Origin of the sequence: Caldimonas tepidiphila (assembly GCF_003569765.1) — a bacterium.
GTDB classification, from domain to species: Bacteria; Pseudomonadota; Gammaproteobacteria; order Burkholderiales; family Burkholderiaceae_C; genus Caldimonas; species Caldimonas tepidiphila.
This window is the reverse complement of sequence record NZ_QXMG01000010.1, coordinates 14,588-41,137: the sequence shown is the minus strand read 5'-3', so window position 1 is coordinate 41,137 and position 26,550 is coordinate 14,588. Positions and strand designations below refer to the sequence as shown.

Sequence of the window (26,550 nt, the reverse complement as noted above, 5' to 3'; positions counted from 1 at the left end):
GCGGGCGGCGGCGGGGCCGCCCCTCAGTGCGAATGGCCGGCATGCGCCGCGTCGGCATGCCCCGCGGGACCGAAGCCGTGGAACTCGCGCGCCTGCTCGCAGGGCACGCGCTCGAGCTGCACGGTGGAGTGGTGGATGTCGTAGCGCTGCGCGAGCAGCTCGCGCAGCGAGCGCAGCAGCTCGAAGCCGTCCCGTGCGGAGTCGTCGCAGACCACGTGCACGCTCAGGCTGGTCTTGCCGCTGGAGATCGACCAGACGTGCAGGTCGTGCACGCTCTGCACGCCCGGCACCTCGCGCAGGCTGCGCTCGACCTCGTCGACGCCGATGCCCTCGGGCACGCCCTCGAGCAGGATGTTCAGGCTCTCGCGCAGCAGCTGCCAGGTGCGCGGCAGCACCCACAGCCCGATCCCCACCGCGACCACCGAGTCCACCCAGTTCCAGCCGGTGTGGCGGATCACGAGCGCGCCGGCGATGACGCCGAGCGAGCCGAGCATGTCGCTCCACAGCTCCAGGTAGGCGCCCTTCATGTTCAGGCTGTTCTCCTTGCCGCCGCTCAGCAGCCGCATGCCGATCAGGTTGACGACGAGGCCCGCCACCGCGATCCACAGCATCAGCGCGGACTCGACCTCGGCGGGCTGCCGCAGGCGCTGCCAGGCCTCGACGAGGATGTAGATCGCCACGAGGAACAGCAGCACCGCGTTGAGCGCGGCGGCGAGGATCTCGAAGCGGTAGTAGCCGAAGGTGCGGCGATGGTCGGCGGGCCGGCGGCCGATGCGCAGCGCCGCCAGCGCGATGGCCAGCGCCGCCGTGTCGGTGAACATGTGCGCCGCGTCCGAGATCAGCGCGAGGCTTTCGGCCAGCACGCCGCCGACGACCTCGACCACGAGGAAGGTCGAGGTCAGCAGCAGCGCGCCCAGCAGCGCGCGCTCGTTGCCGCCCGCATGATGATGGTGGTGAGCGTGTCCTTGTCCCATGGGCCTTCGCGCGGTGTCCCTCGCGAGCGGGGCAAGGGCTGTGCCCCCGCGGCGAAGCGCCGCGGCGGGACGGGAGCGGCCGTCAGCGGTTCGCGTCGCGGGAGCCGGCCCGGCCGCCGCTGTTCGAAGGCCCGCCGGAGACGCGGGCGCCGGGGTTCGGCTCGATCGCGACCGCGGTCGACTGGAGGTAGCTGATCACGACCTGGTCGTTCTTGCTGATCTGCTGCAGCGCCTTCGGATCGACGCGGATGTCCACCGGCTCGCCGCTGGTGCCGCGCAGCGTGAGGATGCCGTTGCTGCGGTCGATGTCGAAGACGTTGGCGACCATCGTGGTGCGTTCGGCGGCGCTCATCCCGGGCCTCGCCGACCCGGCCGGGGCCTGCGCCGATGCGAAGGACTCCACCGTGCTGCGGATCTCGCCGATCTGCTGCCGCTCGCTGGTGCGCTTGGCCAGCGCGATCGCCTCGGCCTCGGTGTAGCGGATCGACACCTGGTCGCCCTGCTTCAGCGTGTCGAAGTTGTTCACGTCTCGGCCGACGGCCATCGTCAGCATCCGGCCGTCGTCGGTGCGGGCGGTGAACATGCGCTGCCCCCGGTGGATCTCGGTGATCGTGCCGCTGACGACATTGGTGTTCACCCAGACGACGGGGCCGGCGGCCGCGTCGCGGGTGCTGCCCTGCATGGCGCCGGCCGCGTCCCGGGCCTGCTGGGCGGATGCGGGCAGCGAGGCGGCGAACAGCGCCGCGGCTCCGAGCGCAATGGAGAGATGCTTCATGGGATGAGCTCCTCAGTGAGGTTGATGGTCGGGACCGGCGCGGGCCGGCCGCGGAATCACTCCCTCCCGTCCCTGCATGAAGGGCCGGCAACCGCCATTCCTGTAGGCCGGCAAGGCGGTGTCCTGGAGGGATCGCGCGTGTTGGCGTCCGACGAGGCGCCGGGTCGCGTTCCCGCTGCCGCGGGTGCCGGCATCGAACTTGCCCGGCATGCATTTCCAGAGCCCCGCCTTCCATCGAGTACAGGAGAGCAGCATGAAGCCAGCAGACCAGGATCCCTTGAGCCGGGCCGAGCAGTCCTCGGGCCCCTCCGACGACTTCGCGCCGAAGGCCCCGGCGAGCCCCGCTCCCGGCTCGTCCCGCCCGCCCGAGGGAGCGCCTACCGGCAGCGGCCGGGTGGGGCCGGGCGACGGCACCGGCGGCAGCGACGCGGGCGGCGGGCCGGCCTCCGAGGAGGCGAGCGAAGCGGCCCGGGAGCGTTCGGGCGGGCGGCTCGGTCCCCGCTGACGACGCATCGACTCGACCTCCACCCCGAAGGAAAGCTGCATGAGAAACGTCTTCAAGCCCCTGGTCCTCTCCGCCCTCGGCGCGGCCGCCCTCTACTACCTCGATCCCCGCATGGGTCGCCAGCGCCGGGCGCTGGTGCGCGACAAGTTCGGCTCGATGTCACCGAATCCCCGCGACGACGCCCCCCGGCAGGGCTGGATGGCGGAGGACGACGACCGGGTCGAGGGCATGCGCGGGGCCGCGAGGGACCCCGCGCCGCTCGCGGACGCTTCGCAGCCGACTCCCGAGCGGCAGCTGCGCGAGCGCATCCGCGCGGAACTCCCCCGCCTGGTCAGCCGCCCGGAGGCGATCGAGGTGGTGGTCAACCAGGACAGCGTGAGCCTGCGGGGCCAGGTCCTCTCGCAGGAAATCGACGCGCTGCTGTCCACGGTGCTGGCCATGCCGGGGGTGCGGCACATCGACGACCGGCTGGAACGGCATGACGAGCCGAGCAGCATTTCCGCGATGCTGGGCGACGACCGCCCGAGCCTGGGCAGCAGCGATACGGCGCCGCGCCGGACAGGAGAAGCGGGCACCACGCATTGAGCGCGCCGGCGCGCCCGGGCGGGAAGCGTTGCGGCGCGTGTCGCCGCCTCCCGGACCGGGTATGGGAACACGCCTTGCCGCATCCCGGACGAACGCGGCGCGGCGTCCCCGCCCGGTGCGGCGCTCGCCATCCCGCCACGACACCCGCCATCCGGCCCTTCCCGGGAGTTGCCATGCATCGCCGATCCGTCCTTGCCGCAGTCGCCGCGCTCTGCTCGTCCCGAGCCTGGGCAGAGCACGGCTGGGAGGCCTACGACACCACGCGCCCCCTCTATCTCGAGGGCGAGGTGGCCACGCTGCTGTGGTCCGACCCGCACGCCTACCTGGAACTGGCCCCCGACCCGGGCGCCCGCGTGCCCGCCGACCTGCGCCAGCGCCTCGTGCCGCGCCAGAAGGAGCAGGTCGACACCGCCGCGCTGCTCGCCAAGGCCGCGCTGCCGACGCAGAGCAGCCGGATCTGGCGGGTCGAGCTCGCCTCGCTGGCCCGCCTCAGCGTCTGGGACGTGCCGCGGCCGAAGATCAAGGATCGCATCGGCGTGATCGGCCATGCCGGCCCGCCCGTGCGCGAGACGCCGACGCTGCGCGCGGAGATCCTCTTCATCGGCGGCAAGGCCTATCCGCTGCGCTCCGACCCGGCATGAGGCGCGAGCATTGCCGCCGCCCTTGTCCTGTCCCCGCTTGCAAGGAGGTCCCATGAGCCTGAGCATCCCCGCACTGACGCCCGCCGCCCGGCCCCTGGCCGCGCTGCTGCTCTCGCTGTCCCTGGCCGGGCCCGCGTGGTCGCAGGCGCACACGCAGCGCTTCGGCGCCTACACGCTGCAGAGTTCGAGCGTGAACAGCGAGGCCCTGGCCGCCGAGACCGCGCGCGAGCACGGCATCGAGCCGGCTCCTGGCCGCGCGGTGCTCAACGTGGTGGTGCTGAAGGACGAGCAGGGCGCGAGCCGCACCGTCCCGGCCCGCGTCCAGGCCCGCGTCACCAGCCTCGCCGGCGCCATCGAGGAGGTGCCGATGCGCGAGACCCGCGCCCAGGGCCGCGTCGCCTACACCGGCACCTACACGATCCTGCCGCGCCAGGTGTTCGACATCACCGTGACGGCGCGTCCGCAGGGCAGCGACGAGGACCTGACGATGAGCTACCGCGAGCGGATGTGGGCCGGCACGGGTCCGAACAGCACCCGCTAAGGGCACGAAAGGCAGGACCGTCGCGTTCCGCAGCGGGCGCCCGGCGAGGCAAGCGCGCCCCGAGCGCCGAGGGCGCGGACGAGGCAGGCCCGGCTCGAACTGCCCCGCTGCGGCCTGCGTCAATAGGACGCATCGCGGGACGCTCCCCGCTCGCCGAGGTTGCCGATCCAGCGATCGTTCCTGCGCTGCCATTCCGGGCTGTTCAGATCGGGCCAGCGATTGGCAGCGAAGCCCGGTGCGTTCCGCAGCCGTTCGCGCTCGACGCGCAGGCGCAGGTCGACGTCCTGTCGCGTCGGGACGTCGAAGGCGGTCATCGGCAGGGCGAGCAGCTTGTCGTCCGGGTTCCAGGCCCGGTCGAACTCCATCACCATGTACCGAAGGGTGCCGTCCCCGAGGTTGACGACGAGGTCCTCGACCGCCCCCGCGTCATTGCCGCGCAGGTCGTTGATGTCGCGATCGAGCAGTTCGCTGGCGCGCACCAGCCGCATGTTCTGCCGCGCCTGCACCGTCACGGCCGCGGAGGCGCCTCGGCCGTGGAAGCGTTCCACCTCGTTGCGGTAGGCCTCGTCGTTCCAGTTCGGCCACCGGTTGCGCTCGAAACCGGGCCACTCGCGCAACTGTTCGCGGTTCACGTTCAGCACCAGCTGCTCGCGGTCGGCCCCCTGCCGGAACAGGCGCACCGGGTAGGCGAACAGCTTCTCGTTCATGCCGAGAAAGCCGCCGAAGGCCAGCACGGCATAGTGCACGCGCTGGTTGCCGACGTCGATGACGAGGTCCTGGATCTGGCCGAGGCTCTCTCCCTGCGGGTTGCGCACCTCCTTGCCGATCAGCTGGCTGACGCGCATGTCGTGCGAGGCCCGGGTTTCCGGCGCGGTGGTGCGGGCGGCATCGAAGGTGTTCCCGGGGTCGGTGCCCAGGCCGGTGGTGCCGGGGGCGGCCGTGTTCGGCGCCCGGGTCCCGGCATCGTTCTGGGCCCAAGCCGCAGGGACGGACAGGGCGAGCGCCGCGGCCAGCACCGGGATGCTCAGGAACATCGCGCTGCGCCTTGCGGCGGGCACTCCGAAATCATGGAATCGATACATGGCAGTTCTCCTTTTGGAAAAGAGGATCTGGCACGGGCGGGGCCCGCCTCCCTCTCCGGCAAGCGAGACGCCTGTCGGGCCCCCTGCGGCCCCCGCACCGACGAGCGGCCTCCCCTGGGGATGAAGGGGCCTGCCCTGTCCCCCGCCTGCGGCCTTGTGCCGGGCCGGGGACGGGCCTCCCTGCCGCACCACGGCAGGGCATGAGAAAGTAGCGGGCAGGAAGGCGGCGCCACGGTGCGCTGCGCCTCGCCCGCCGGGAGCGGCTTGCCATGAACCGCTGGGACTGATGCACGACGACCGCAGGATCGAACACCGGATCGAGCGCCTCTACGGGGTGCGCGACCCGGATTTCTGCCGCTCGATGGGGGTGATGCTCGGACCGGCCATCGTCGATGGCAACCGCGTCGCGGAACTGCACAACGGCGACGAGATCTTCCCGGCCATGCTCGCGGCGATCCGGGAGGCGCAGCGCAGCATCAATTTCGAGACCTTCATCTACTGGTCCGGCGAGATCAGCCACGTCTTCGCCGAGGCGCTGAGCGAGCGCTCCCGCGCAGGGGTGCGGGTGCACGTGCTGCTCGACTGGTTCGGCAGCCTGCCGATGGACGAGTCCCTGGTCGAGCGCATGAAGTCGGCCGGAGTCGAGGTCAAGCGCTTCCACGAGCCTCGCGGCTGGAATCTCTCGCGGATCAACAACCGCACGCACCGCAAGGTGCTGGTGGTGGACGGCCGCGTCGGCTTCACCGGCGGCGTCGGCATCGCCGACGAGTGGCAGGGCCGGGCGCAGGATCCCGGGCACTGGCGCGACACGCACTACCGGGTCGAGGGCCCGGTCGTGGCGCAGATGCAGGCGGTGTTCCTCGACAACTGGCTCAAGGCCACCGGCGTCGTGCTGCACGGGCCGGACTACTTCCCGCAGCTGCGCGCGCAGGGCGACATGCCGGCGCAGATGTTCAGCAGCTCGCCCTCCGGCGGCAGCGAGAGCATGCACCTGATGTACCTGCTGTCGATCACCGCGGCGAGCCGCAGCATCGACCTCGCGGCCGCCTACTTCGTGCCGGACGCACTCGCGCGCCGCACGCTGATCGAGGCGAGGAAGCGCGGCGTGCGCGTGCGCATCATCGTGCCGGGACGGCACATCGACATGAAGGTCGTGCGTCGCGCCTCGCGCACGCTGTGGCGCGAGCTGCTGGAGGCGGAAGTGGAGATCCACGAGTTCCAGCCGACGATGTACCACGTCAAGGCGATGATCGTCGACGGGCTGCTCGTGTCGGTAGGCTCCACGAACTTCGACAACCGCTCCTTCCGCCTCAACGACGAGGCCAACCTGAACGTCTACGACGAGGCGCTGGCCGCGCGGATGACCGCGATGTTCGAGGCCGACCTGAAGCGCTCGCGCCGCATCACGCTCTCCCAGTGGCAGCGGCGCCCCTGGTCGAAGAAGCTGGTGGAGCGCCTGGCCTCGCTGCTGCGCCCGCAGCTCTGAACGCGAGGCCGCTCCCGAGGGCGCCCACATGCGGCGGGCGGCCTTCGGCGCGCCGGGGAGCGCCCCCCCGGACGCGGCCGGCAGGTGCGCGGCTTGCCTGGGAAGGCGCGGACCCGCTCGCGGGCCTTTGCCGGAATGTGCCCCGTGCCGCCTTCGCCATGCCCCGACCGACCGACGACTCCTGGAGCTTCCTGCAGCTGCTGCTGCTGACCACCGCGGTCGTCGTGCTGCTGCTGCTGCTGCTGCTGTGGCAGCTCAGCAGCGTGGCGGTGCTCGCCTTCGGCGGCATCGTGATGGCGACGATGCTGCGCGGCATCGCGCGGCGCCTGGAGCGCTGGACGGGCGCCTCGCCGCAGGTCTCGGCCGTGCTCGCCGCGCTGCTGGTGCTCGCCGTCCTCGCGGTGGTCGGCTGGCTCGTCGGCGGCGCCTTCGCGGAGCAGATCACCCGGCTGCGCGAGCAGCTGCCGCAGGCCTGGGCCGCGGCCTCCAGCTGGCTCGCCAGCCACGCGCTCGGGCGCCAGCTGCTCGACGTGCTGCAGGGCGCGATGGACTCGGGCCTCACCGGCAACCGGCTCGCGCGGGTGGCGGGCACCACGCTCGGCGCGCTCGGCACCGCGCTGCTGATCGCGATCGTGGGCGTCTACCTCGCCGCCGACGCGCCCACCTACCGCAAGGGGGTCCTCAGGCTGGTGCCACCGGCGTACCGCGACCGCGCCGGGGAGGCGCTGGACGCGAGCGGCCGCGCGCTGTCGTGCTGGCTGCTCGGCCAGGGCCTGTCGATGATCTTCCTCGGCACCAGCACCGCGATCGGCTTGTGGCTGCTGGGAATCCCGCTCGCGCTCGCGCTCGGCCTGATCACCGGGCTGCTGGCCTTCGTCCCCTTCTTCGGCGCGATCACGGCCGGGCTGCTGTCGGTGCTGATGGCCTTCATCGAGGGGCCGCAGAAGGCGCTGCACGTGGCGCTGCTCTTCTTCGCGCTGCAGCAGGTCGAGGACTACCTGCTGCTGCCCTTCGTGCAGCGCTGGGCGGTCGCGCTGCCGCCGGTGCTGACGCTGTTCTCGGCGCTGATCTTCGGCATCCTGTTCGGCCCGGTCGGCGTGGTCTTCGCGACGCCGATGATGGTCATCGCGCTGGTGCTGGTGCGCAAGCTCTACATCGAGGACACGCTGCAGTCGGGGCAGGAATCGGGCGAGGCGCGGGGCCGGGCCGCGCAGACCGGCTGAACGGGTCGCGCCGCGCTGGCACGCCCCGTGGCGCTCACTGGCACCCGGCGGCCCGGCGGCCGGCGCGCCGCCGGGAATGCCGTCGGTGCCGCTGCGGTCGGCCTTGTCCTCGAAGCCGGGCCAGAGCGAGCGCTCGAAGCCCGGCGCGCGCTCCAGCGCCTCCCGAGGGACGTTGAGGATCAGCTCGTCGCCGGTGCCCTGGCGCAGCAGCGTCACGGGGTAGGCGAACAGCTTGTCGCCCAGGTTCAGCAGCCCCCCTCGAAGGACAGCATCGCGTAGTGGACCCGGCCGTTGTTCACGTCGATGACGAGCTCGCGGATCTCGCCGAGATCCTCGCCCTGCCAGTTGCGCACCTTCGTCCCGATCAGCCGGGTCGCGAGCCGGTCGCGCGTGGTCTTCTGCGTGGCCGCGCCCCAGCCGAGCTCGGCCCGCTCGGGTCGCGTCTGCTGCGCCCGCGACGGGTCGGCGTGCTCGTTCGCGGCCTGGCCCTGCGCGACGGAGCAGGCCAGGGCACGGAGCGCACCCGCGGCCGAATCCGCGTGGCGCCCGGGGCATGAGACTCACTCCCGCGGCGCGTCCGACTTGAGCAGGTTGCTGCCGGCGCTCAGCGCCTGCTCCTGCGCCACCTGCCGCTCCACCGCGCGCTCGACCGGCAGGGCGTCGAGGTCTTCCGCGCCCTCCCCGTCCGGGGCCGGCCCCGGCGCGGGGCGTGCGCTGCCCGCCACGCCGCGCGAGAGCTGCACCCGGTAGGTCGGCTCGGGCAGGTCGACGCCGCCGGCGTCGAGCGCGCCCTTCACGACGCGGATCGCCTCGCTGCGCAGCTGGAAGAAGCCCGCCTCGCGCTGGTCGAACCAGGCGCTGAACTCGAGCGTCACGCTCGACTCGGCCAGCTCCATCACCAGCGCCAGCGGCGCGGGATCGGCCAGCACGCCCGGCAGCCGGCGCAGCGCGTCGACGCCGATGCGACGCGCGCGCAGCAGATCCTCGCCGCCGCCGATGCCGATGCGGAAGGTGAAGCGCCGCTGCGGGTTGCGGCTGTAGTTCAGGATCACGCCCTTGAACACCGCCGAGTTCGGCAGCCGCAGGTGGTTGCCGTCGAGCGTGATGAGCGTGGTCGAGCGGGTCGTGAGCGCGGCGACCCGGCCCTCGTGGCCGTCGATCACGACGTGGTCGTTGGGCGCGAAGGGCTGGCGCAGGCTCAGCAGCAGCCCGGCAAGGTAGTTCTCGACCACGTCGCGCAGCGCGAAGCCCAGCGCGAGGCCGACGACGCCGGCGGTGCCGATCACCGCGCCGATCAGCGCGGTGGCATCGAGCAGCTCGAGCGCGATCACCAGCCCCAGCAGCACGGCCGCCACGCGCACCGTCTGGCGCAGCAGGTCGACGAGGAAGGGATGCCCGCCGACCAGGCGCCGCAGCACCTGGCGGTCGCCGAGCCAGCCCCCGAACCATCCCATGCCCCAGACCAGCAGCACCGACAGCACGAACAGCGGCAGCGCCCCCACCGCCTGCTGGGCCAGCGAGCGCACCCGCACGAGCGTCGGGCGCAGCCGCACCGAGAGCGAGGTGTCCAGGCGCAGCTGGTCGTCCACCTCGACGATGCCCTTCACGTCCCGCGCCAGCTTCGCGGCGCGCTGGCGGTCCTCCTCCGTCGGCACCTCGCCGTGCAGCGTCGCCACACCGGCGTTGACCTGCACGCGCACGCCGCGCAGGCCCTCGATGCGCGACAGGCGCGCGAGCAGCTCGCGCACGAGGCGCTGGTCCTGCTGCGTGACGCTGGCGGTCTCGCTCGCCGCGCTGGAGCCGGCCTCGGAGGCCGGCAGCGCGGAGGCCTCGGGCGCCGCCTGGCCGTGGACCGGGACGAGCCCCGCCGCAAGGAGCAGGAGCAGGAGCAGCAGCGCCAGCGCCGCCCGCCGCAGCCCCTCCTTCATGGCCCCTCGTCCCCGGGAGGCGCCTCGCGCAGGGCCCGGGCCTCGCTGCCCTGCACGTTCGCCAGCGCCGTCCAGGGCCGATCGCCGGGCGGGCCGATCACGTCCAGGCTGCCGTCGGTCTCCAGGATCACCGCCACGGCCTGCTCCATGCGGCCGAAGCCGTGCATGCGCACCGCCGCGCGCAGCTCGTCCTCGGTGACGCGCTCGCGCCTCATCGCGTCGCGCAGGAAGCGGCCCTCGTGATACAGCAGGCTCGGCTCGGCCTTGACCCAGTCGGAGACGCGCCGCGAGCGCACCGACAGCCAGGTGAGGATCCACTGCAGCCCGATCAGCAGCGCCAGCGCTGTCACGCCCTCGCTGAGCGAGACGTCCTTGGACAGCAGCACCGTCGCCAGCGTCGAGCCGAGCGCCACCGTGACGATCAGGTCGAAGGCATTGAGCTTGGAGAGCGTGCGCTTGCCGGTCACGCGCAGCAGCAGCACCAGCGCCACGTAGGCGAGCGTGCCGAGAATCACGATGCGCGCCAGCGCCATCCATCCGTCGAAGAACATGCCCTTGCCCCCATGTCCGCGTTGCGGACCGCATGCCGGGAACGGCGCGGTCGCCCGCTTTCGGCAATGTCCATGCCTTCCCCCGGCGGCAATGGGCGCGCGGATTGCAGCGGGGGCACTCGATGAGCCGGGTGCGTGAGTTGTGGCTGAGATTGCGTGCGAGCCTGTGGTTCGTGCCCACCCTCGTCGTGGCGGGTGCCATCTGGCTCGCGCTGATGCTGATCGAGGCCCATTCCTGGATCGACGCGGACCTCGCGGCACGGTGGCCCCGCCTTTTCGGCGCCGGGCCCGACGGCGCGCGCAGCATGCTGTCGGCGATCGCGACGTCGATGATCACGGTCGCGGGCGTCGTGTTCTCGGTGACGATCGTCGCGCTGTCGCTCGCGTCGAGCCAGTACTCGCCGCGCGTGCTGCGCAACTTCATGAACGACCGCCCGACCCAGTTCGTGCTGGGGGTCTTCGTCGGCATCTTCGCCTACTGCCTGGTGGTGCTGCGCACCGTGCGCAGCAGCGACGAGGGAGCGGGCTTCCTGCCCTCCTTCGCGGTGCTCGGCGGCGTGGTGCTCGCGCTCTTCGGCGTGGCGATGCTGATCTACTTCATCCACCACGTCGCCTCGTCGATCCATGCCTCCTCGATCCTCGAGCGCATCGCCGGCGAGACCACGCGGGCCATCGACCGCCTCTTCCCCTGCAGGCTCGGCGAAGCGCTGCCGGCCACGGAGGACTGCGCCGCCGGGATGCCGACGCGCTGGCACCCGGTGGCCGCGAAGTCGACCGGCTACATCGTGGGGGTGGACGATGCGGGACTGCTCGAGTTCGCCGCACGGCAGGATCGGGTCGTGCGCCTCGCGCACTGCATCGGCGACTTCGTGATCGAGGGCCGGCCGCTTGCCGAGTTGTCGGGCGATGCACCACCCGGCGAGGCGGACGCCGACGCCTTGTGCCGGCTGCTCTCGATCCAGCGCCAGCGCACGGTGCACCAGGATGCGCCCTACGGGGTGCAGCAGATCGTCGACGTGGCGGTGAAGGCGCTGTCGCCCGGCGTCAACGACCCGACGACCGCGGTGATGTGCATCGACCACCTGACCGCGCTGCTCGTGCGGCTGGCGGGCCGGCACATTCCCGGCCCCTGCCGCAGCGACGGATGCACGCTGCGGGTCGTGGCGCGGGGACCGGACTTCGAGAGCCTGAGCGCGCTCGCCTTCGACGCGATCGTGTCGCACACCCGCGGCGACGCCGAGGTGTTCGCCCGACTGCTGCACGCGATCGGGATCGTCGAGGAGGCAGTCACCGAGCCCTCGCGACGGCTGGCGCTACGGCGCCGGCTCGCGCTGGTGTCCGAGGCCATTGCCCAGACGGTCAGCCTGCAGGCGCGCCGCGATGTCCTGCTGGCGCAGGCGCGCGTTCTGGGGCTGCGGCTCGAGCTGCCGGCGGGCAGCGAATGAGAGACCGCTCTCAGGCCTTGCGGACGACCCGCGCATGGAACGCCGCTTGCCGCACCTGGGGGAACCGTTCGGGGAAGCAGACCCTGCCTCCCGGGACGGCCGGATCCGCGGACCGGCACTGCGCCGCTGCGTGAGGTTCACGATGCAAGCCGGGGCAGGAGTTGCACATCGCGTCGACCGGACAGGCGACGCCAGTGGCACGCCCGACAGGACGCCTGCCGGCTTTCCCGGCCGGCGACCGCCCCTGCTCCCCACGTTTCCAACCATCGGCGCAGGAACGCGCCGACACCCACACGGAAGGAGTGACCCATGTCTCACCAGATCCACCAGGCCTGCGTCGAGGCCTGCAACGCCTGCGCCGATGCCTGCGACCACTGCGCCAGCGCCTGCCTGCAGGAGCAGGACGTCAAGATGATGGCGCGCTGCATCGTGCTGGACATCGACTGCGCCGCGATCTGCCGGCTTGCCGCCGGCTACATGGCGCGCGGCAGCGAGTTCGCGAAGCAGCTGTGCCGCGTCTGCGCCGACATCTGCCAGGCCTGCGGCGACGAGTGCGCGAAGCACCAGCACGATCACTGCCAGCAGTGCGCCGTCGCGTGCCGCCGCTGCGCCGACGAGTGCCGCAGGATGGCGGCGGCCTGATGCGTGCGCAGGGGCGGACGTCCTCGCTCGCCCGTTCCTCGTCTGCCCCACCTCGGCTCGACTCCGGGTGCCCAGCCCCGCTCCTCCCCCGCAGGAAGACAGGCCGTCGAGCCTGCCTTCGCGCCGGCGCCGCAGCGTCAAGGCCGAGCTGCTGCTCGCGCTGATGCCCACGCTCACGGTGCTGCTGGTGCTCGCCTTCGTCGAGTCGGTGGCCCGCCAGCGCCTGCTGTTCGCCTCGCTGGCGTCGAGCGCCTTCCTGATCTACCTCGATCCCGAGCACGAGATGAACAACGTGCGCCGGCTGGTGATCTCCCAGATCGGCGCCGCCCTGCTCGGATGGCTCAGCCACGAGCTGCTCGGGCCGGGCTACCTGTCCGCGGGTATCGCGATGCTGCTGGCGATCGGCGCGATGGTGGTGTTCGACCTGATGCATCCGCCCGCGGTGTCGACCGCGCTGAGCTTCGGTCTGCGCGCGGCCGAGGAGGAGAGCCTGGCGCTCTTCACGACCGCCGTGCTGGTCACCGCGATCCTGGTCGTGCTGCAGCGCGCGCTGATGCGGGTGGCGCGAAGGTTCCGCTGAGACGGCGCCACGGCGCGTGGCGAGGCGAGCGGGGAAGCCGGCTGCGGAGCACAATCCGGGACCGCCGTGCAGCGGCGCGTCCCGACCACCGATCTGAAGAGGAACGAAGAGAACCATGCGGCTCGCCACCTGGAACGTCAACTCGCTCGCCGTGCGCCTGCCGCAGCTGCTCGACTGGCTCGCCGCCGCGCAGCCCGACGCGCTCGTGCTGCAGGAAACCAAGCTCACCGACGACAAGTTCCCGGCCGCGGCGCTGGCCGAGGCCGGCTGGCAGGCGCAGTGGTTCGGCCAGCGCACCTACAACGGCGTCGCGCTGCTGTCGCGCACGCCGGCCACCGACGTGGTGAAGAACATCCCCGGCTTCGCCGACGAGCAGGCGCGCGTCATCGCCGGCACGCTGCTCGAAGGCACGCCCGACGCGCTGCGCGTGATCGGCGCCTACTTCCCCAACGGCCAGGCGCCGGGCAGCGAGAAGTTCGCCTACAAGATGCGCTGGCTCGAGGCGCTGCGCGAGTGGCTCGCGCAAGAGCTCGCGCGCCACCCCCGCCTCGTGCTGATGGGCGACTACAACATCGCCCCCGATGACCGCGACGTGCACGACCCCGTCGCCTGGGCCGGCCAGATCCACTGCACGCCCGAGGAGCGCGGGCACTTCCAGGCGCTCGTGGGCCTCGGCCTCAGCGACGCGTTCCGGCTCTTCGAGCAGGCGCCGCGGAGCTGGAGCTGGTGGGACTACCGCAACCTCGCGTTCAGGAAGAACCAGGGCCTGCGCATCGACCACATCCTCGTGAGCGACGCGCTCAAGGGCCGCGTCACCGCCTGCACGATCGACAAGCAGCCGCGCCGCAACGAGCGCCCGAGCGACCACGCGCCGGTGCTCGTCGAGATCGCCTGAGGAGCCCCGCGCGCGTGAGCGCGCGGCGCTGGCTCAGTCGTCGAGGCCGAGCTCCTGGATCTTGCGCGTGATCGTGTTGCGGCCGATGCCGAGCTTCTGCGCCGCCTCGATGCGGCGCCCGCGCGTCAGGTCGAGCGCGGTGTGGATCAGGCGCGCCTCGAACTGGCGCGTGAGCGCGTCCCAGACCTCGGGATGGCCGCTCTCGAGCAGCGCGCGCGCCTCGCGCTCGAGGTCGAGCAGCCAGCCGGTGGCCGGCGGCGGAGGCGGCAGCGGCTGCGCAGGCGGCAGCACCCCGTCGTCCGCCCGCCAGGCCCCGGGCGACGGCGCGGCGGGCTCCGGCATCGCGGCCGGCAGCGGCGCCGGGGACGTCGCGGCAGCGGCGGCGGCGCCCTCGGCCGGCACGCTCGCCAGCGGCTTCGGCGACACGGTCGCGTCGCCGAGCAGCTCGGGCGGCAGGTCCTTGTCCTCGATCACCTGCGCCGGCGCCATCACGGTGAGCCAGTGGCAGACGTTCTCGAGCTGGCGCACGTTGCCGGGGTAGTCGAAGGCGACGAGCCGCGCGACGGCCGGGTCGGAGATGCGCTTGGCCTCGACGCCGAGCTCCTTGGCGCTCCTCTGCAGGAAGTAGCGTGCGAGGCCGGGAATGTCCTCGCGCCGCTCGCGCAGCGGCGGCAGCCGCAGGCGGATCACGTTGAGGCGGTGGAACAGGTCCTCGCGGAACACGCCCTGGCGCACCCGCTCCTCGAGGTTCTGGTGGGTCGCCGCGATCACGCGCACGTTGGCCTTGAGCGGCTGGTGGCCGCCGACGCGGTAGAACTGGCCGTCCGACAGCACGCGCAACAGCCGCGTCTGCAGGTCGAAGGGCATGTCGCCGATCTCGTCGAGGAAGAGCGTGCCGCCGTCGGCCTGCTCGAAGCGCCCGCGGCGCATCGTCTGCGCGCCGGTGAAGGCGCCCCGCTCGTGGCCGAAGAGCTCGGACTCGAGCAGGTCCTTCGGGATCGCCGCGGTGTTGATCGCGACGAAGGGGCCGGCGGCGCGCGGGCTGTGCTTGTGCAGCGCGCGCGCGACGAGCTCCTTGCCGGTGCCGGACTCGCCGTTGATCAGCACCGTCACGTTGCTCTGGCTGAGCCGGCCGATGGCGCGGAACACGTCCTGCATCGCCGGCGCCTGGCCGAGCATCTCGGGCATCTGCGCAATGCGCTCGTCGCTGACCTGCTCGCGCAGGCTCTCCTCGAGCGCGCGGCGGATCAGCTCGACCGCGCGCGTGAGGTCGAAGGGCTTGGGCAGGTACTCGAAGGCGCCGCCCTGGAAGGCCGACACCGCGCTGTCGAGGTCGGAGAAGGCGGTCATGATGATGACCGGCAGCCCCGGGTACAGCTCCTTGGCGCGGGCGAGCAGGTCGATGCCCGAGCCGCCGGGCATGCGGATGTCCGAGACCAGCACCTGCGGCGCCTCGTGCTCCAGCGCGAGCAGCACGTCGCGCGGGTTGGTGAAGCTGCGCACCGGCAGCTCCTCGCGCGCCAGCGCCTTCTCCAGCACGAAGCGGATGGATTGGTCGTCGTCAACGATCCAGATGGGTTTCATGCAGCGCCCTGCCCTCTCTTGTATTTCGGCCGCCCGCCCCGCCCACCGGAGGACCGTCGGACTCAGGGCAGCGGAATCAGGATCTTGAAGTCCGTGTGCCCGGGCACGCTCTCGCATTCGATCGTGCCGTGGTGCTGCTGCACGAAGGTCTGCGCGAGCGTCAGCCCCAAGCCGGACCCGCCCTCGCGCCCCGACACCAGCGGGAAGAAGATGCGATCGCGGATCGATTCGGGAACGCCCGGACCGTTGTCCTGGATATGCAATTCCAATGCCAGACGGTAGCGCTGCTTGCCGATCGTGACCTGGCGCCCGACGCGGGTCTTGAGCGTGATGCAGGCGTCGCCGCAGGCGCGGCGCTCGGCGAGCGCCTGCGCGGCGTTGTGCGCGATGTTGAGCACCGCCTGGATCAGCTGCTCGCGGTCGCCGCGGAAGTCGGGGATCGAGGTGTCGTAGTCGCGCCGTACCTGCAGGCCGCGCGGGAACTCGGCGAGGATCAGCGAGCGCACGCGCTCGCAGACCTCGTGCACGTTGACGTCGCTGACGACGTGGGGCTTGCGGTGCGGCGCGAGCAGCCGGTCGACGAGCGCCTGCAGCCGGTCGGCCTCGTTGATGATGACCTGCGTGTACTCGGTCAGGCCCTTCGACTCGAGCTCCATCTCCAGCAGCTGGGCCGCGCCGCGGATGCCGCCGAGCGGGTTCTTGATCTCGTGCGCGAGGTTGCGGATCAGCTCCTTGGTGGCCTGCGCCTGGTCGAGCGCGCGCTCCTCGCGGTCCTGGCGCGTCTGCTGCTGGATCTCGACGAGCTCGACCACCGCCGTGTCCGGGTCGCCCGTCTGCGACACGATCACGTGCACCGGCAGCGGCTCGCCATGGGCCGGGCCCGACAGCCGCTTGAGCAGCGCGTCGGAGCGGCTGGCGGAGAAGTCGTTGCGCGCCACCGCCGCGACGATGTCGCGCACCTGATCGGGCGCGCCGAACCAGTCGAACAGCGAGCCGCGCAGCATGCTGCGCCGCGACAGCCCGAGCACGTTCTCGAAGGCGGTGTTGACGAACAGGCAGGCGCCGTCGGTGCGCACCACGGCCACCATCGTCGCGAGGTGGTCGAGCGCGTCGTAGGGGGAGGCCGGCAGCGGCGCCGGCAGCAGGGTCTGCGGATGCGGCTTCATGTTCACTGCGGCAGCTTCGCGAGCTCGCGCTTGATCGCCGCGATGTCGCTCTCCTTGCGCGCGATGCCGGCCTTCATCTCCGACACGCGCTCCTGGTAGCGCGCGTAGTTGCGCTCGTCGCCGCGGCGCTCGGGCTCGCCCTTGTTGTATTCCTTGTGCAGCTCGGCCAGGCGCTCCTCCTCCTTGCGCAGCTCCGCCTCGAGGATGCGCCGCGCGTCGCTGTCGCGCGCGCGCTGCTCGCTCGGGCTCACGCGCGAGTCGGCCGGGCGTGACACGGGCGCGGGCGCAGGCGCCGCGGCCGGGCCGGAGGCGCCCGACGCGGGCGCGGCGGGCGGCGGCGTGCGCGGGATGCGCGTCTGCAGCACGCTGACATGACCGCCGTCGAGCGGCTTGCAGCCGCGCTGCTGCGCCTCCACCTCGGAGATCGAGTTGGTGAAGCTGTTGCCCGGGCAGCGGTAGACGGTGCCCTGGGCCTGCGCCGGCGTCGCGAGCGCGCCGGCCAGCACGACGAGCGCGCCGGCCGTCAGGCCCCGGCAGGAGATCGGGAGATTCGGAGGGTTCTTCGGCAGCATGCGGAATTGGAACCCGACTGCGGCGAGCGGTTCAAGCCAAAGCGTTCGAGTATCGGCCAAAGGCCGCGCGCCTGCGAAATAGGGCACGCGCCGCGCCCCGGCATCGGCGCGCCGCCGAGAAGAAGAAGGCAAAGAAAAAGGGACGGCTCGCGCCGTCCCTTCTCGCTGTCGGATCCGGTGGAGCGGATCAGAGGGCGTAGTACATGTCGAACTCGACCGGGTGCGTGGCCATGCGGAAGCGCGTGACTTCCTGCATCTTCAGGTCGATGTAGGCGTCGATGTAGGCGTCCGTGAACACGCCGCCCTTGGTCAGGAAGGCGCGGTCGGCGTCGAGCGCCTCGAGCGCCTGGTCCAGGCTGTGGCAGACGGTCGGGATCTTCGCGTCCTCTTCCGGCGGCAGGTGGTAGAGGTCCTTTGTGGCGGCCTCGCCCGGGTGGATCTTGTTCTCGACGCCGTCCAGGCCCGCCATCAGCAGCGCGGCGAAGCCCAGGTAGGGGTTCATCAGGGGATCCGGGAAGCGGGCTTCCACGCGACGGCCCTTCGGGTTCGCGACGTAGGGGATGCGGATCGAGGCCGAGCGGTTCTTGGCCGAGTAGGCCAGCTTCACCGGGGCTTCGAAGCCGGGCACCAGGCGCTTGTAGCTGTTGGTGCCGGGGTTCGTGATCGCGTTGAGCGCTCGGGCGTGCTTGATGATGCCGCCGATGTAGTACAGCGCGAAGTCGGACAGGCCCGCGTAGCCGTCGCCGGCGAACAGGTTCTTGCCGTCCTTCCACACGGACTGGTGCACGTGCATGCCGCTGCCGTTGTCGCCGACGATCGGCTTGGGCATGAACGTGGCGGTCTTGCCGTAGGCGGCCGCGACGTTGTGGATGATGTACTTCTGCAGCTGGACCCAGTCGGCGCGCTCGATCAGCGTGCTGAACTTGGTGCCGATCTCCATCTGGCCGGCGTTGGCCACCTCGTGGTGGTGGACCTCGACGGGGATGCCCATCTGCTCGAGGATCAGGCACATCTCCGAGCGCATGTCTTGGCCCGAGTCGACCGGCGGGACGGGGAAGTAGCCGCCCTTGACGGTCGGGCGGAAGCCCTTGTTGCCGTGCTCGTAGTCCTTGCCGGTGTTCCAGGCGGCTTCCTCGGATTCGATCTGCGAGAAGCAGCCGGACATGTCGATGTTCCAGCGCACGCTGTCGAACACGAAGAACTCGGGCTCCGGACCGAAGTAGGCGGTGTCGCCCAGGCCGGTGGACTTCATGTAGGCCTCGGCGCGCTTGGCCAGCGAGCGCGGGTCGCGCTCGTAGGGCTTGCCGTCGGCGGGATCGATGACGTCGCAGGTCAGGATCAGCGTCGGCTCTTCGAAGAACGGATCGATGTTGGCCGTGTTCGGATCCGGGATCAGCTGCATGTCGGAGGCTTCGATGCCCTTCCAGCCGGCGATCGAGGAACCGTCGAACGCATGACCCGACGTGAACTTGTCTTCATCGAAATGCGACACCGGCACGGTCACGTGCTGTTCCTTGCCGCGGGTGTCGGTGAAACGGAAGTCGACGAACTTGACTTCGTTCTCCTTCACCATCTGCATCACGTCGGCGACGGTCTTTGCCATCAAGAGCTCCTCATGGGGAATCAATGTGTATGGGGGACATCGGGGTCAGGCCGCCGGACCCTCCCGAAAAGCGCACTGCAATGTAGCAGAAACCATGCCCGTTTCAGAGGCATGCTCACCACACCGGGGAACGCAGTTGAAGCGAGATGCCTGAGGTTGGGCGCAGGTGCCTGCAGCAGACTTCAGAGAGGGTGCGAGAGCGCCGAGTGCACCAATTCAGTGCCAGTTATAGCACCAATATGGGGATACCGCAGGAGGTGTCAGCGCACCAGTTCGGGGCCCAGCGGGCAATCCCGCTCGCGCAGCCCGGCCAGCAGCGCGGCGTAGGCCTCCTCGCTCGCCGCAGCCTCGCCCTTGACGCCAAGCTCGATGTGGCGGCCATGCACCGGGTGGTCGACGCTCGGCAGGCTGAAGACCCGCACGCCGGCGAAGTGCGATTCGATCTCCTCCATCAGCGGCGTGAGCGCCGCCTCCATCGCGCCGTAGACGATCACCGAGCGCTCGACATGGCTCACGCGGTGGAAGAGGTGCGCGCAATGCGTCTCGAGCACCCACTCGATCATCGGCCAGGCCATCACCGGGAAGCCGGGGACGAAATGCACCGTGCCGCCTGCGGGGCCGTCCGCCGAGAAGCCGGGGATCTTGTTGTAGGGGTTCGGGATGATGCGCGCGCCCTGCGGGAACACGCCCATCTCGAGGCGGCGCCGGTTGGCGGGATGCTCGGGCTCGAAGGTCTGGCCCTGCTCGCGGGCGACGTCGGCCATGCGCTCGAGGATCAGCGCGCGGGCCTCGGGGTGCAGCGCCAGCGGCTGCCCGAGCGCGCGTGCCGCGCACTGGCGCGTGTGGTCGTCGGGTGTCGCGCCGATGCCGCCGCAGGAGAACACGGTCTCGCCGGACGCGAAGGCCTCGCCCAGCAGGCGCTCCAGGCGCTGCGGGTCGTCGCCGACGTACTGGGCCCAGGACAGCGCGAGGCCGCGCGCGCCGAGCAGCTCGATCACCTTCGGCAGGTGCTTGTCCTGGCGCTTGCCGGAGAGGATCTCGTCGCCGACGATGATGAGGCCGAAGTTCATGCGGAATCTCCTGGGAGCATGGGAGCCGGGGCGGGGGCCAGCGCGGGCGGCACGCCCTCCACCCGCTCGACGAGGGGCAGCTCGCCCGCGGCGGCGCTGTCGCGCTCGGCCCGCAGCGCCGCGAGCGCGGCGAGCAGGTAGTGCGCGAACCACAGCGACGAGAACGCGAACACCAGCGTGTAGAGCCAGACCGACACCGCCAGCAGCAGCGGAGCAAGGATCAGCGTGAAGGCGCCGAAGGCCCACAGCAGCGAGGGCGCCGCGCCCAGGTAGCCGCAGATCACGCCGAGGCCCAGCAGCGGCCAGCGGTGCCTGTGCATCAGCTCGAGCCGCTCCTCGCGGCTGGCGTGGTCGGCCAGCGCGTCGAAGGCCATCACGCGGCAGGTCAGCCAGCCCCACACCAGCGGCGGCAGCAGCAGCGCCAGCGGCGGGATCAGCCAGAAGGGCAGGCTCACCGCGAGCGCGGCGAGTGCGAGCAGCGAGACGCCGAGCGAGTGCAGCACGCTGGCGAGGAAGCTCTCGCCGTGGCGGCGCTCCAGGCGCGGGAAGCGCCGCGTCGTCACCAGCGTGACGATGCCCGGCGTCATCAGCACCGACACCAGCAGCAGCGTCAGCACCACCAGCACGGGCACCGCGAGCGCGACGAGGATCAGCGGCGCCATCACGCTGCGAAAACCTTCCCAGCCGATCGACTCGAGAAGCAGCGTGACGGTTTGCACCAGCGCCCAGCCCTCCAACTGGGCACGGATCGCCGCCACCGCGTCACCCCAGAAGAAGTAGCCGAGCAGCAGCGCGAGGCCCGCCACCAGCACCACCGGCGCGATCGAGTACAGCACCACGCGCGGATGCAGGCAGTAGGCCGCGGCGCGCCACAGCGCGTCGAGCACCGGCCGCATCATCGCGGCGCCTCCCCGGCGGCGGCGCGGCGCTCAGGCGCCGCGCTCATCGCCCGCGTCCTCGCCGCGCAGCACGCGCTCCAGGCCCTCGGGGCCGAGCCGCCGCATCGTCTCGATGTTGGCCTCGTAGATCGCCTCCGCGTCGGGGATCGCGGCCACCGCGCGGTCGATGCTCTCCTCGCGCAGCAGGTGCAGCGTCGGCCAGGGCGCGCGGTTGGTGTGGTTGGTGATGTCGTCGGGCGACGCGTCGGCGAACTGGAACTGCGGGTGGAAGCTCGCCACCTGCAGGATGCCGTCGAGCTCCAGGTCCTCGAGCAGCGCCTCGGCGGCGCCGAGGAAGTCGTTGAAGTCGAGGAAGTCCTGAAGCACGAGCGGATGCATCAGCAGCGTCGTGTCGGTGAGCTCCGGGTCGGTGTCGGCGAGCCGCTGCAGCTCCTGCGCCAGCTCCGCGAGCAACGCCTCGGGCTCGGTGGCCCGGCTCACGACATAGCGGACCTGCCCCTTGACCTGCACCGACTTGGCGAAGGGACAGAGATTCAGGCCGATCACCGCGCGGTCGACCCAGTTGCGCATCTCGGCAATGACGCGCTCGGCGTCCAAAGGCTGCTCGTTCATGGGCGGGCAGTGTAGCCACAGCGGCAAGGCCACGGGCGGCGCGCCGTCAAGCGCGGCACGTCGCTTGCCGCATCCGCGAACCGGAGAAGACCGCCATGCCCCCCACCCTGCCCCCGCCCACGCCCCCGCCGTCGAAGCCGCGCGTCGTGATCATCGGCTGCGGCTTCGGCGGGCTCGAGGCCGCGCGCGAGCTCGCCTGCGACCACGTCGAGGTGACGCTGGTGGACCGCACCAACCACCACCTGTTCCAGCCGCTGCTCTACCAGGTGGCGACCGCCGGGATGAGCGCGCCGGCGATCTCGGCGCCGATCCGGCACGTGCTGCGCGAGCAGATCCGCCGCGGGCACCTGACGGTGCTGCTGGCCACCGTCACCGGCATCGACGTCGCCGCGCGCCTCGTGCGGCTCGACGACGGCACCGCCCTGCCCTACGAGCACCTGATCGTCGCTGCCGGCTCGGGCCACAGCTACTTCGGCCATGACGAGTGGGCCGAGCACGCGCCGGGCCTCAAGACCCTCGCCGACGCGATGGAGCTGCGCAACCGCGTGCTCAAGGCCTTCGAGCAGGCCGAGCGCTACCCCGAGCGGCACGAGGAGTGGCTCACTTTCGCGGTGATCGGCGGCGGGCCCACCGGCGTCGAGATGGCCGGCACGCTGATCGAGGTCGCGCGCCACACGCTGCCCGATCAGTTCCGCCGCGTCGACACGCGCCAGGCGCGCGTGGTGCTGATCGAGGGCTCGCCGCGGCTGCTGTCGGCCTACGGGGAGGAGCTGTCGGAGAAGGCCCGCGCGCAGCTGCAGCGCCTCGGCGTCGAGGTGCGCACCGGCTGCCGCGTCACCGACATCCATGCGCGCGGCCTGCGTTACCTGGGCGAGGACGGCCGGGAGCACGAGCTCGTCAGCCGCACCGTCGTCTGGGCCGCGGGCGTCGCGGCGTCGCCGCTCGGCAAGGTGCTGGCGGAGGGCACCGGCGTCACGCTCGACCGGGCCGGCCGGGTGCCGGTCGGGCCGGACCTGAGCATCGAGGGCCATCCGGAAATCTCGGTGATCGGCGACATGGCGGCGGCGCTGAGCCACCCGCGCCCGGGACAGCGCGGCGAGCCGGTGCCGGTGCCGGGCGTCAGCCCCGCCGCCAAGCAGATGGGCCGCCATGCCGCCGCGTGCATCCTGCGCCGCCTGCGCGGCGAGCCGACCCGCCCCTTCCACTACGTCGACTACGGCTCGCTCGCGACGATCGGGCGCAAGGCGGCGGTGGCCGACGTGGAGTTCCCGCTGCTCGGGCGTCGGCGCTTCAGCGGCTACGCGGCCTGGCTGTTCTGGCTCTTCGTGCACATCTGGTTCCTGATCGGCTTCCGCCACCGGCTCGCGGCGATGACCGACTGGGCCTGGTCCTACGTGACCTTCGAGCGCAATGCACGGGTGATGATCGAGCGCGAGCCGCCGCCCGCGCCCGCCGAGCAGCAGCCCGGGCCGAGCGCGACGCCCGGCTGGGACATCGGCCGGCCCGCCGTCGCGCAGGAGGCGCCACGACAAGCCGCGCCCCGGCCGCACTGATCCCCGCCGCAATGAAAAAGGCGCCGGTGCCCCCTGCAGCGGGGGCACCGGCGCCTTCGGCGTCCGGGAGGGCTCGGCTTACTTGAGCGCCTTGAAGCGCACGCGCTTCGGACGCGCGCCTTCCTCGCCGAGGCGGCGCTTCTTGTCGGCCTCGTACTCCTGGTAGTTGCCGTCGAAGAACACCCACTTCGACTCGCCTTCCGCCGCGAGGATGTGCGTCGCGATGCGGTCGAGGAACCAGCGGTCGTGGGAGATCACCATCACGCTGCCGGCGAACTCGAGCAGCGCCTCTTCAAGGGCGCGCAGGGTCTCGACGTCGAGGTCGTTCGAGGGTTCGTCGAGCATCAGCACGTTGCCGCCCTGCGCCAGCGTCTTGGCCAGGTGCAGACGGCCACGCTCGCCGCCGGAGAGGTTCTTCACCAGCTTCTGCTGGTCGTTGCCCTTGAAGTTGAAGCGGCCGATGTAGGCGCGGCTGGGCATCACGAACTTGCCGACCACGATGTTGTCGAGGCCGCCGGAGACGTCCTCCCACACCGTCTTGTCGCCCGCGAGGCCCTCGCGGCTCTGGTCCACGAAGGCGAGCTTGGCGGTCTTGCCGATCAGCACCTCGCCCGCGTCCGGCTTCTCCACGCCCTGGATCATGCGGAACAGCGTCGACTTGCCGGCGCCGTTCGGGCCGATGATGCCGACGATCGCGCCCGGGGGCACCTGGAAGCTCAGGTCGTCGATCAGCACGCGGTCGCCGAAGCTCTTGGTGACGTTCCTGAACTCGATGACCTCGTTGCCCAGGCGCTCGGCCACCGGGATGAAGATCTCGTTGGTCTCGTTGCGCTTCTGGTATTCGACGTCGCTCAGCTCCTCGAAGCGGGCCAGACGCGCCTTGCTCTTGGCCTGGCGGCCCTTGGTGTTCTTGCGAACCCACTCGAGCTCCTGCTTCATCGCCTTCATGCGGGCGTCTTCGCTCTTCTGCTCCTGCTCCAGGCGCTTCTCCTTCTGGTCCAGCCAGTCGGAGTAGTTGCCCTTCCAGGGGATGCCGTGGCCGCGGTCGAGTTCCAGGATCCACTCGGCGGCGTTGTCGAGGAAGTAGCGGTCGTGGGTGATCGCGACGACGGTGCCGCCGAAGCGCTGCAGGAACTGCTCGAGCCAGTCCACCGACTCGGCGTCCAGGTGGTTGGTCGGCTCGTCGAGCAGCAGCATGTCGGGCTTGGACAGCAGCAGGCGGCACAGCGCGACGCGGCGCTTCTCGCCGCCGGACAGCGGGCCGATCTGCGCGTCCCAGGGCGGCAGGCGCAGCGCGTCGGCGGCGAGTTCCAGCTGCAGGTCCGTGTTCTCGCTGCCGGCCGCGGCGATGATGGCTTCGAGCTCGGCCTGCTCGGCGGCGAGCTTGTCGAAGTCCGCGTCCGGCTCGGCGTACTCGGCATAGACCTCGTCGAGGCGCTTCTTCGCGGCGAGCACGCCGCCGATGCCCTCTTCCACCGCCTCGCGCACGGTCTGCTCGGGATTGAGCTGCGGCTCCTGCGGCAGGTAACCGATCTTGAGATCGGGCATCGGCACCGCCTCGCCCTCGATCTCCTTGTCGAGGCCGGCCATGATCTTCAGCAGCGTCGACTTGCCCGAGCCGTTGAGGCCCAGCACGCCGATCTTCGCGCCCGGGAAGAAGGACAGCGACACGTCCTTGAGGATCTGCCGCTTGGGAGGAACCGTCTTGGAGACACGGTTCATGGTGAATACGTACTGAGCCATCTCTGAAGAGTGTTCGCTAGCTGGGAAGGGGAGTCCGGAGAAAACCGGGAGGAATGTGCGTATTGTCGCCGCTTCCGCGCCGCCGCCCCCGCAAAGGGGCGTACGACGCTGCGCCGGGACCCGCCCGCGCCCTGTCGCCGCCCGGCCGGACGGGCCCCGTGCCCACCGGAAATACGGCTTCCCGGCCGGCGGCGCCACCTGAAACCGGCACGCGGCCTACAATGGTTGCGCGGCACCTCCTCCAGTCAAGGTGCCGCAGTCGTTTCCGACCTCTGCAAACTTCCTTTGCCTCCGACTGGTGCCCCCGAATCCCGGCGGTAGCAGGCAGGACCGCAGCCCGTTGCACGGGCTTCCTCCATGACCTTTGACGATCTGGGCCTGGCCCAGCCGATTCTTCGCGCCGTGCGCGAGGAAGGCTACGAGATTCCCACCCCCATCCAGCAGCAGGCGATCCCCGCGGTGATCGCCGGCGGCGACCTGCTCGCCGGCGCGCAGACCGGCACCGGCAAGACCGCCGGCTTCACCCTGCCCCTGCTGCACAAGCTGGCCGGCGGCCAGCCCGCCCGCGACGCGAAAGGCCGCGTCGCGATCCGCGCGCTGATCCTCACCCCGACCCGCGAGCTCGCGGCGCAGGTCGAGGAGAGCGTGCGCAACTACGGAAAGTACCTGCCGCTGAAGTCGATGGTGATGTTCGGCGGCGTCGGCATGCAGCCGCAGATCGACGCGCTGCGCCGCGGCGTCGACATCCTGGTCGCCACCCCGGGCCGCCTGCTCGACCACCATCAGCAGGGCACGCTGGACCTGAGCCGCGTCGAGTACTTCGTGCTCGACGAGGCCGACCGCATGCTCGACATGGGCTTCATCCACGACATCAAGAAGGTGCTGGCGATCGTGCCGCCGAAGAAGCAGAGCCTGCTGTTCTCGGCCACCTTCAGCGACGAGATCAAGACGCTCGCCGACCGGCTGCTGAACAAGCCGCAGGTGATCGAGGTCGCGCGCCGCAACACCACCGCCGAGACGATCGCGCAGAAGATCCACCCGGTGGACCGCGACAAGAAGAAGGAGCTGCTCGCGCACCTGATCCGCCAGGGCGACTGGCACCAGGTGCTGGTGTTCACGCGCATGAAGCACGGCGCCAACCGCCTGGCCGAGGCGCTGAACAAGGACGGCATCAGCGCGATGGCGATCCACGGCAACAAGAGCCAGGGCGCGCGCACCAAGGCGCTGGCCGAGTTCAAGGCCGGGACGCTCCAGGTGCTGGTGGCGACCGACATCGCCGCGCGTGGCATCGACATCGACCAGTTGCCGCACGTCGTGAACTACGAGCTGCCCAACGTCCCCGAGGACTACGTGCACCGTATCGGCCGCACCGGCCGCGCCGGCGCCCAGGGCGAGGCGGTGTCGCTGGTCTGCGTCGACGAGGAAGGCTTCCTGCGCGACATCGAGAAGCTGATCAAGCGTCAGGTGCCGCGCGAGGTCGTGCCGGGCTTCGAGCCCGACCCGTACGCGAAGCCCGAGCCGATCAAGCTCGGCCGCATGACGCTCAACGGTGGCATCGGCAGCAGCGGTGGCGGCGGCGCGCGCGGCCGCTCCTCGGGTGGCGGCGGCGGTGGCGGCGGTGACCGCGGCGGCCGTCGTGACGGCGGGCGTGCCCCGGCGCCGCAGGGCGGCCGCCAGGGCGCCGGCAACCCCAACGGCGGCCGCCAGGCCGCCGCGCCGAAGCCCGCCGGCCAGCCGGCCCGTCAGGCGCAGCAGCCCGCCCGCGGCGGCGCGGGCTCGGCCCCGTCGCAGAACGGCGGCCGCCCGCGCCAGGGCGCGGCGCTGCTCGGCGGCGCGATCCGCAAGCCCCAGTCCTGATCCGGCGCCCGGCGACCCTGTCGCCGGGTGCAGCGGAA

General features: G+C 71.4%; 26 protein-coding genes. 12 read left to right on the top strand and 14 right to left on the bottom strand.

All coding sequences use genetic code 11. The annotated features are described in order from the left end of the window. Positions 1-23: 23 nt before the first annotated feature. Together D3A59_RS09370 and D3A59_RS09365 are read right to left on the bottom strand one after the other, a co-directional pair. Positions 24-974 (bottom strand): cation diffusion facilitator family transporter, encoded by a 951-nt coding sequence (locus tag D3A59_RS09370; RefSeq protein WP_119154659.1) that lies wholly within the window; start codon positions 972-974, stop codon positions 24-26. Positions 975-1,056: 82 nt separating this feature from the next. After that, positions 1,057-1,749, bottom strand: coding sequence for a hypothetical protein (locus tag D3A59_RS09365; protein ID WP_119154658.1), 693 nt, complete (start codon positions 1,747-1,749; stop codon positions 1,057-1,059). Positions 1,750-2,002: 253 nt separating this feature from the next. Between D3A59_RS09365 and D3A59_RS09360 the strand changes: the two genes are divergently transcribed. From D3A59_RS09360 to D3A59_RS09345, 4 genes are all read left to right on the top strand, one after another. Further along, positions 2,003-2,254 carry a hypothetical protein gene (locus D3A59_RS09360; protein WP_119154657.1) on the top strand — a complete coding sequence of 84 codons (252 nt, stop codon included), beginning with the start codon at positions 2,003-2,005 and terminating at the stop codon, positions 2,252-2,254. A gap of 39 nt (positions 2,255-2,293) precedes the next feature. Beyond that, on the top strand, positions 2,294-2,839 hold the full coding sequence (locus D3A59_RS09355) for a BON domain-containing protein (protein ID WP_119154656.1): 546 nt from the start codon (positions 2,294-2,296) through the stop codon (positions 2,837-2,839). A 173-nt stretch (positions 2,840-3,012) separates the two neighbouring features. Further along, positions 3,013-3,480: a DUF6152 family protein gene (locus D3A59_RS09350; protein WP_119154655.1), complete on the top strand. Its 468-nt coding sequence runs from the start codon at positions 3,013-3,015 to the stop codon at positions 3,478-3,480. Positions 3,481-3,532: 52 nt separating this feature from the next. Beyond that, the gene (locus D3A59_RS09345; RefSeq protein ID WP_157991465.1) at positions 3,533-4,021 is read left to right on the top strand and encodes a DUF4426 domain-containing protein; all 489 of its coding nucleotides are present in this window, start codon (positions 3,533-3,535) and stop codon (positions 4,019-4,021) included. Positions 4,022-4,140: 119 nt separating this feature from the next. Here the strand turns inward: D3A59_RS09345 and D3A59_RS09340 are convergent, their stop codons facing one another. Further along, positions 4,141-5,103 (bottom strand): PRC-barrel domain-containing protein, encoded by a 963-nt coding sequence (locus D3A59_RS09340; RefSeq protein WP_157991464.1) that lies wholly within the window; start codon positions 5,101-5,103, stop codon positions 4,141-4,143. A gap of 286 nt (positions 5,104-5,389) precedes the next feature. Between D3A59_RS09340 and cls the strand changes: the two genes are divergently transcribed. Both cls and D3A59_RS09330 read left to right on the top strand, forming a co-directional pair. Beyond that, the gene (cls, locus tag D3A59_RS09335; protein ID WP_119154652.1) at positions 5,390-6,589 is read left to right on the top strand and encodes a cardiolipin synthase; all 1,200 of its coding nucleotides are present in this window, start codon (positions 5,390-5,392) and stop codon (positions 6,587-6,589) included. A 158-nt stretch (positions 6,590-6,747) separates the two neighbouring features. Next, entirely contained in the window at positions 6,748-7,812 is a 1,065-nt protein-coding gene (locus D3A59_RS09330; protein WP_119154651.1) for an AI-2E family transporter, read from the top strand. 245 nt (positions 7,813-8,057) lie between these two features. Here the strand turns inward: D3A59_RS09330 and D3A59_RS25320 are convergent, their stop codons facing one another. From D3A59_RS25320 to D3A59_RS09315, 3 genes are all read right to left on the bottom strand, one after another. Next, entirely contained in the window at positions 8,058-8,177 is a 120-nt protein-coding gene (locus D3A59_RS25320; protein ID WP_336470413.1) for a PRC-barrel domain-containing protein, read from the bottom strand. Between the two features lie 195 nt (positions 8,178-8,372). Further along, complete coding sequence (locus D3A59_RS09320) at positions 8,373-9,740, bottom strand: mechanosensitive ion channel family protein (protein ID WP_119154649.1); 1,368 nt, start codon at positions 9,738-9,740, stop codon at positions 8,373-8,375. Then, a complete protein-coding gene (locus D3A59_RS09315; RefSeq protein WP_119154648.1) occupies positions 9,737-10,291 on the bottom strand; it encodes a DUF421 domain-containing protein in 555 nt (184 codons plus the stop codon). Before D3A59_RS09315 ends, D3A59_RS09320 begins: the two co-directional genes overlap by 4 nt. Positions 10,292-10,413: 122 nt before the next feature. Here D3A59_RS09315 and D3A59_RS09310 point away from each other — a divergent pair, with 122 nt between their 5' ends. From D3A59_RS09310 to D3A59_RS09295, 4 genes are all read left to right on the top strand, one after another. Next, positions 10,414-11,736 carry a DUF2254 domain-containing protein gene (locus D3A59_RS09310; RefSeq protein WP_119154647.1) on the top strand — a complete coding sequence of 441 codons (1,323 nt, stop codon included), beginning with the start codon at positions 10,414-10,416 and terminating at the stop codon, positions 11,734-11,736. Between the two features lie 309 nt (positions 11,737-12,045). Then, a complete protein-coding gene (locus D3A59_RS09305) occupies positions 12,046-12,378 on the top strand; it encodes a four-helix bundle copper-binding protein (RefSeq protein ID WP_119154646.1) in 333 nt (110 codons plus the stop codon). A 67-nt stretch (positions 12,379-12,445) separates the two neighbouring features. Beyond that, positions 12,446-12,958, top strand: a complete 513-nt coding sequence (locus D3A59_RS09300) for an HPP family protein (RefSeq protein WP_205665151.1) — start codon at positions 12,446-12,448, stop codon at positions 12,956-12,958. 115 nt (positions 12,959-13,073) lie between these two features. Next, a complete protein-coding gene (locus tag D3A59_RS09295) occupies positions 13,074-13,853 on the top strand; it encodes an exodeoxyribonuclease III (protein WP_119154645.1) in 780 nt (259 codons plus the stop codon). A gap of 33 nt (positions 13,854-13,886) precedes the next feature. Here the strand turns inward: D3A59_RS09295 and ntrC are convergent, their stop codons facing one another. From ntrC to D3A59_RS09260, 7 genes are all read right to left on the bottom strand, one after another. Next, entirely contained in the window at positions 13,887-15,437 is a 1,551-nt protein-coding gene (gene ntrC, locus D3A59_RS09290; protein WP_119154644.1) for a nitrogen regulation protein NR(I), read from the bottom strand. Between the two features lie 62 nt (positions 15,438-15,499). After that, entirely contained in the window at positions 15,500-16,603 is a 1,104-nt protein-coding gene (gene glnL / locus D3A59_RS09285; protein WP_119154643.1) for a nitrogen regulation protein NR(II), read from the bottom strand. Positions 16,604-16,605: 2 nt separating this feature from the next. Next, positions 16,606-17,175 (bottom strand): hypothetical protein, encoded by a 570-nt coding sequence (locus D3A59_RS09280; RefSeq protein WP_240636005.1) that lies wholly within the window; start codon positions 17,173-17,175, stop codon positions 16,606-16,608. Between the two features lie 187 nt (positions 17,176-17,362). After that, entirely contained in the window at positions 17,363-18,778 is a 1,416-nt protein-coding gene (gene glnA, locus D3A59_RS09275; protein WP_119154642.1) for a type I glutamate--ammonia ligase, read from the bottom strand. Between the two features lie 260 nt (positions 18,779-19,038). Beyond that, a complete protein-coding gene (locus tag D3A59_RS09270; RefSeq protein ID WP_119154641.1) occupies positions 19,039-19,848 on the bottom strand; it encodes a competence/damage-inducible protein A in 810 nt (269 codons plus the stop codon). After that, a complete protein-coding gene (locus D3A59_RS09265; RefSeq protein WP_240636004.1) occupies positions 19,845-20,747 on the bottom strand; it encodes an EI24 domain-containing protein in 903 nt (300 codons plus the stop codon). The genes D3A59_RS09270 and D3A59_RS09265 overlap by 4 nt, the downstream gene beginning before the upstream one ends. Positions 20,748-20,777: 30 nt before the next feature. Next, positions 20,778-21,359, bottom strand: coding sequence for a DUF1415 domain-containing protein (locus D3A59_RS09260; RefSeq protein ID WP_119154640.1), 582 nt, complete (start codon positions 21,357-21,359; stop codon positions 20,778-20,780). A gap of 95 nt (positions 21,360-21,454) precedes the next feature. On the opposite strand from D3A59_RS09260, the gene D3A59_RS09255 reads away from it, so the two are divergent. Continuing rightward, entirely contained in the window at positions 21,455-22,912 is a 1,458-nt protein-coding gene (locus D3A59_RS09255) for an NAD(P)/FAD-dependent oxidoreductase (protein WP_119154639.1), read from the top strand. Between the two features lie 78 nt (positions 22,913-22,990). Here the strand turns inward: D3A59_RS09255 and ettA are convergent, their stop codons facing one another. Next, positions 22,991-24,655 carry an energy-dependent translational throttle protein EttA gene (ettA, locus tag D3A59_RS09250; protein ID WP_119154638.1) on the bottom strand — a complete coding sequence of 555 codons (1,665 nt, stop codon included), beginning with the start codon at positions 24,653-24,655 and terminating at the stop codon, positions 22,991-22,993. A gap of 357 nt (positions 24,656-25,012) precedes the next feature. Here ettA and D3A59_RS09245 point away from each other — a divergent pair, with 357 nt between their 5' ends. Beyond that, a complete protein-coding gene (locus D3A59_RS09245) occupies positions 25,013-26,512 on the top strand; it encodes a DEAD/DEAH box helicase (protein WP_119154637.1) in 1,500 nt (499 codons plus the stop codon). Positions 26,513-26,550 lie beyond the last annotated feature (38 nt).

Excerpts from the sequence above, each read along its gene's own strand:
- D3A59_RS09280 (WP_240636005.1), bottom strand. The coding sequence starts at position 17,175 with ATGCTGCCGAAGAACCCTCCGAATCTCCCGATCTCCTGCCGGGGCCTG.
- D3A59_RS09265 (WP_240636004.1), bottom strand. The coding sequence starts at position 20,747 with ATGATGCGGCCGGTGCTCGACGCGCTGTGGCGCGCCGCGGCCTACTGC.
- glnA (WP_119154642.1), bottom strand. The coding sequence starts at position 18,778 with ATGGCAAAGACCGTCGCCGACGTGATGCAGATGGTGAAGGAGAACGAA.
- glnL (WP_119154643.1), bottom strand. The coding sequence starts at position 16,603 with ATGAAGCCGCATCCGCAGACCCTGCTGCCGGCGCCGCTGCCGGCCTCC.
- D3A59_RS09365 (WP_119154658.1), bottom strand. The coding sequence starts at position 1,749 with ATGAAGCATCTCTCCATTGCGCTCGGAGCCGCGGCGCTGTTCGCCGCC.
- cls (WP_119154652.1), top strand. The coding sequence starts at position 5,390 with ATGCACGACGACCGCAGGATCGAACACCGGATCGAGCGCCTCTACGGG.
- D3A59_RS09355 (WP_119154656.1), top strand. The coding sequence starts at position 2,294 with ATGAGAAACGTCTTCAAGCCCCTGGTCCTCTCCGCCCTCGGCGCGGCC.
- D3A59_RS09260 (WP_119154640.1), bottom strand. The coding sequence starts at position 21,359 with ATGAACGAGCAGCCTTTGGACGCCGAGCGCGTCATTGCCGAGATGCGC.
- D3A59_RS09295 (WP_119154645.1), top strand. The coding sequence starts at position 13,074 with ATGCGGCTCGCCACCTGGAACGTCAACTCGCTCGCCGTGCGCCTGCCG.
- D3A59_RS09305 (WP_119154646.1), top strand. The coding sequence starts at position 12,046 with ATGTCTCACCAGATCCACCAGGCCTGCGTCGAGGCCTGCAACGCCTGC.
- D3A59_RS09315 (WP_119154648.1), bottom strand. The coding sequence starts at position 10,291 with ATGTTCTTCGACGGATGGATGGCGCTGGCGCGCATCGTGATTCTCGGC.
- D3A59_RS09310 (WP_119154647.1), top strand. The coding sequence starts at position 10,414 with ATGAGCCGGGTGCGTGAGTTGTGGCTGAGATTGCGTGCGAGCCTGTGG.
- D3A59_RS09350 (WP_119154655.1), top strand. The coding sequence starts at position 3,013 with ATGCATCGCCGATCCGTCCTTGCCGCAGTCGCCGCGCTCTGCTCGTCC.
- D3A59_RS09370 (WP_119154659.1), bottom strand. The coding sequence starts at position 974 with ATGGGACAAGGACACGCTCACCACCATCATCATGCGGGCGGCAACGAG.
- D3A59_RS09360 (WP_119154657.1), top strand. The coding sequence starts at position 2,003 with ATGAAGCCAGCAGACCAGGATCCCTTGAGCCGGGCCGAGCAGTCCTCG.
- ettA (WP_119154638.1), bottom strand. The coding sequence starts at position 24,655 with ATGGCTCAGTACGTATTCACCATGAACCGTGTCTCCAAGACGGTTCCT.
- ntrC (WP_119154644.1), bottom strand. The coding sequence starts at position 15,437 with ATGAAACCCATCTGGATCGTTGACGACGACCAATCCATCCGCTTCGTG.
- D3A59_RS09245 (WP_119154637.1), top strand. The coding sequence starts at position 25,013 with ATGACCTTTGACGATCTGGGCCTGGCCCAGCCGATTCTTCGCGCCGTG.
- D3A59_RS09345 (WP_157991465.1), top strand. The coding sequence starts at position 3,533 with ATGAGCCTGAGCATCCCCGCACTGACGCCCGCCGCCCGGCCCCTGGCC.
- D3A59_RS09320 (WP_119154649.1), bottom strand. The coding sequence starts at position 9,740 with ATGAAGGAGGGGCTGCGGCGGGCGGCGCTGGCGCTGCTGCTCCTGCTC.
- D3A59_RS09340 (WP_157991464.1), bottom strand. The coding sequence starts at position 5,103 with ATGTATCGATTCCATGATTTCGGAGTGCCCGCCGCAAGGCGCAGCGCG.
- D3A59_RS09255 (WP_119154639.1), top strand. The coding sequence starts at position 21,455 with ATGCCCCCCACCCTGCCCCCGCCCACGCCCCCGCCGTCGAAGCCGCGC.
- D3A59_RS09330 (WP_119154651.1), top strand. The coding sequence starts at position 6,748 with ATGCCCCGACCGACCGACGACTCCTGGAGCTTCCTGCAGCTGCTGCTG.
- D3A59_RS09270 (WP_119154641.1), bottom strand. The coding sequence starts at position 19,848 with ATGAACTTCGGCCTCATCATCGTCGGCGACGAGATCCTCTCCGGCAAG.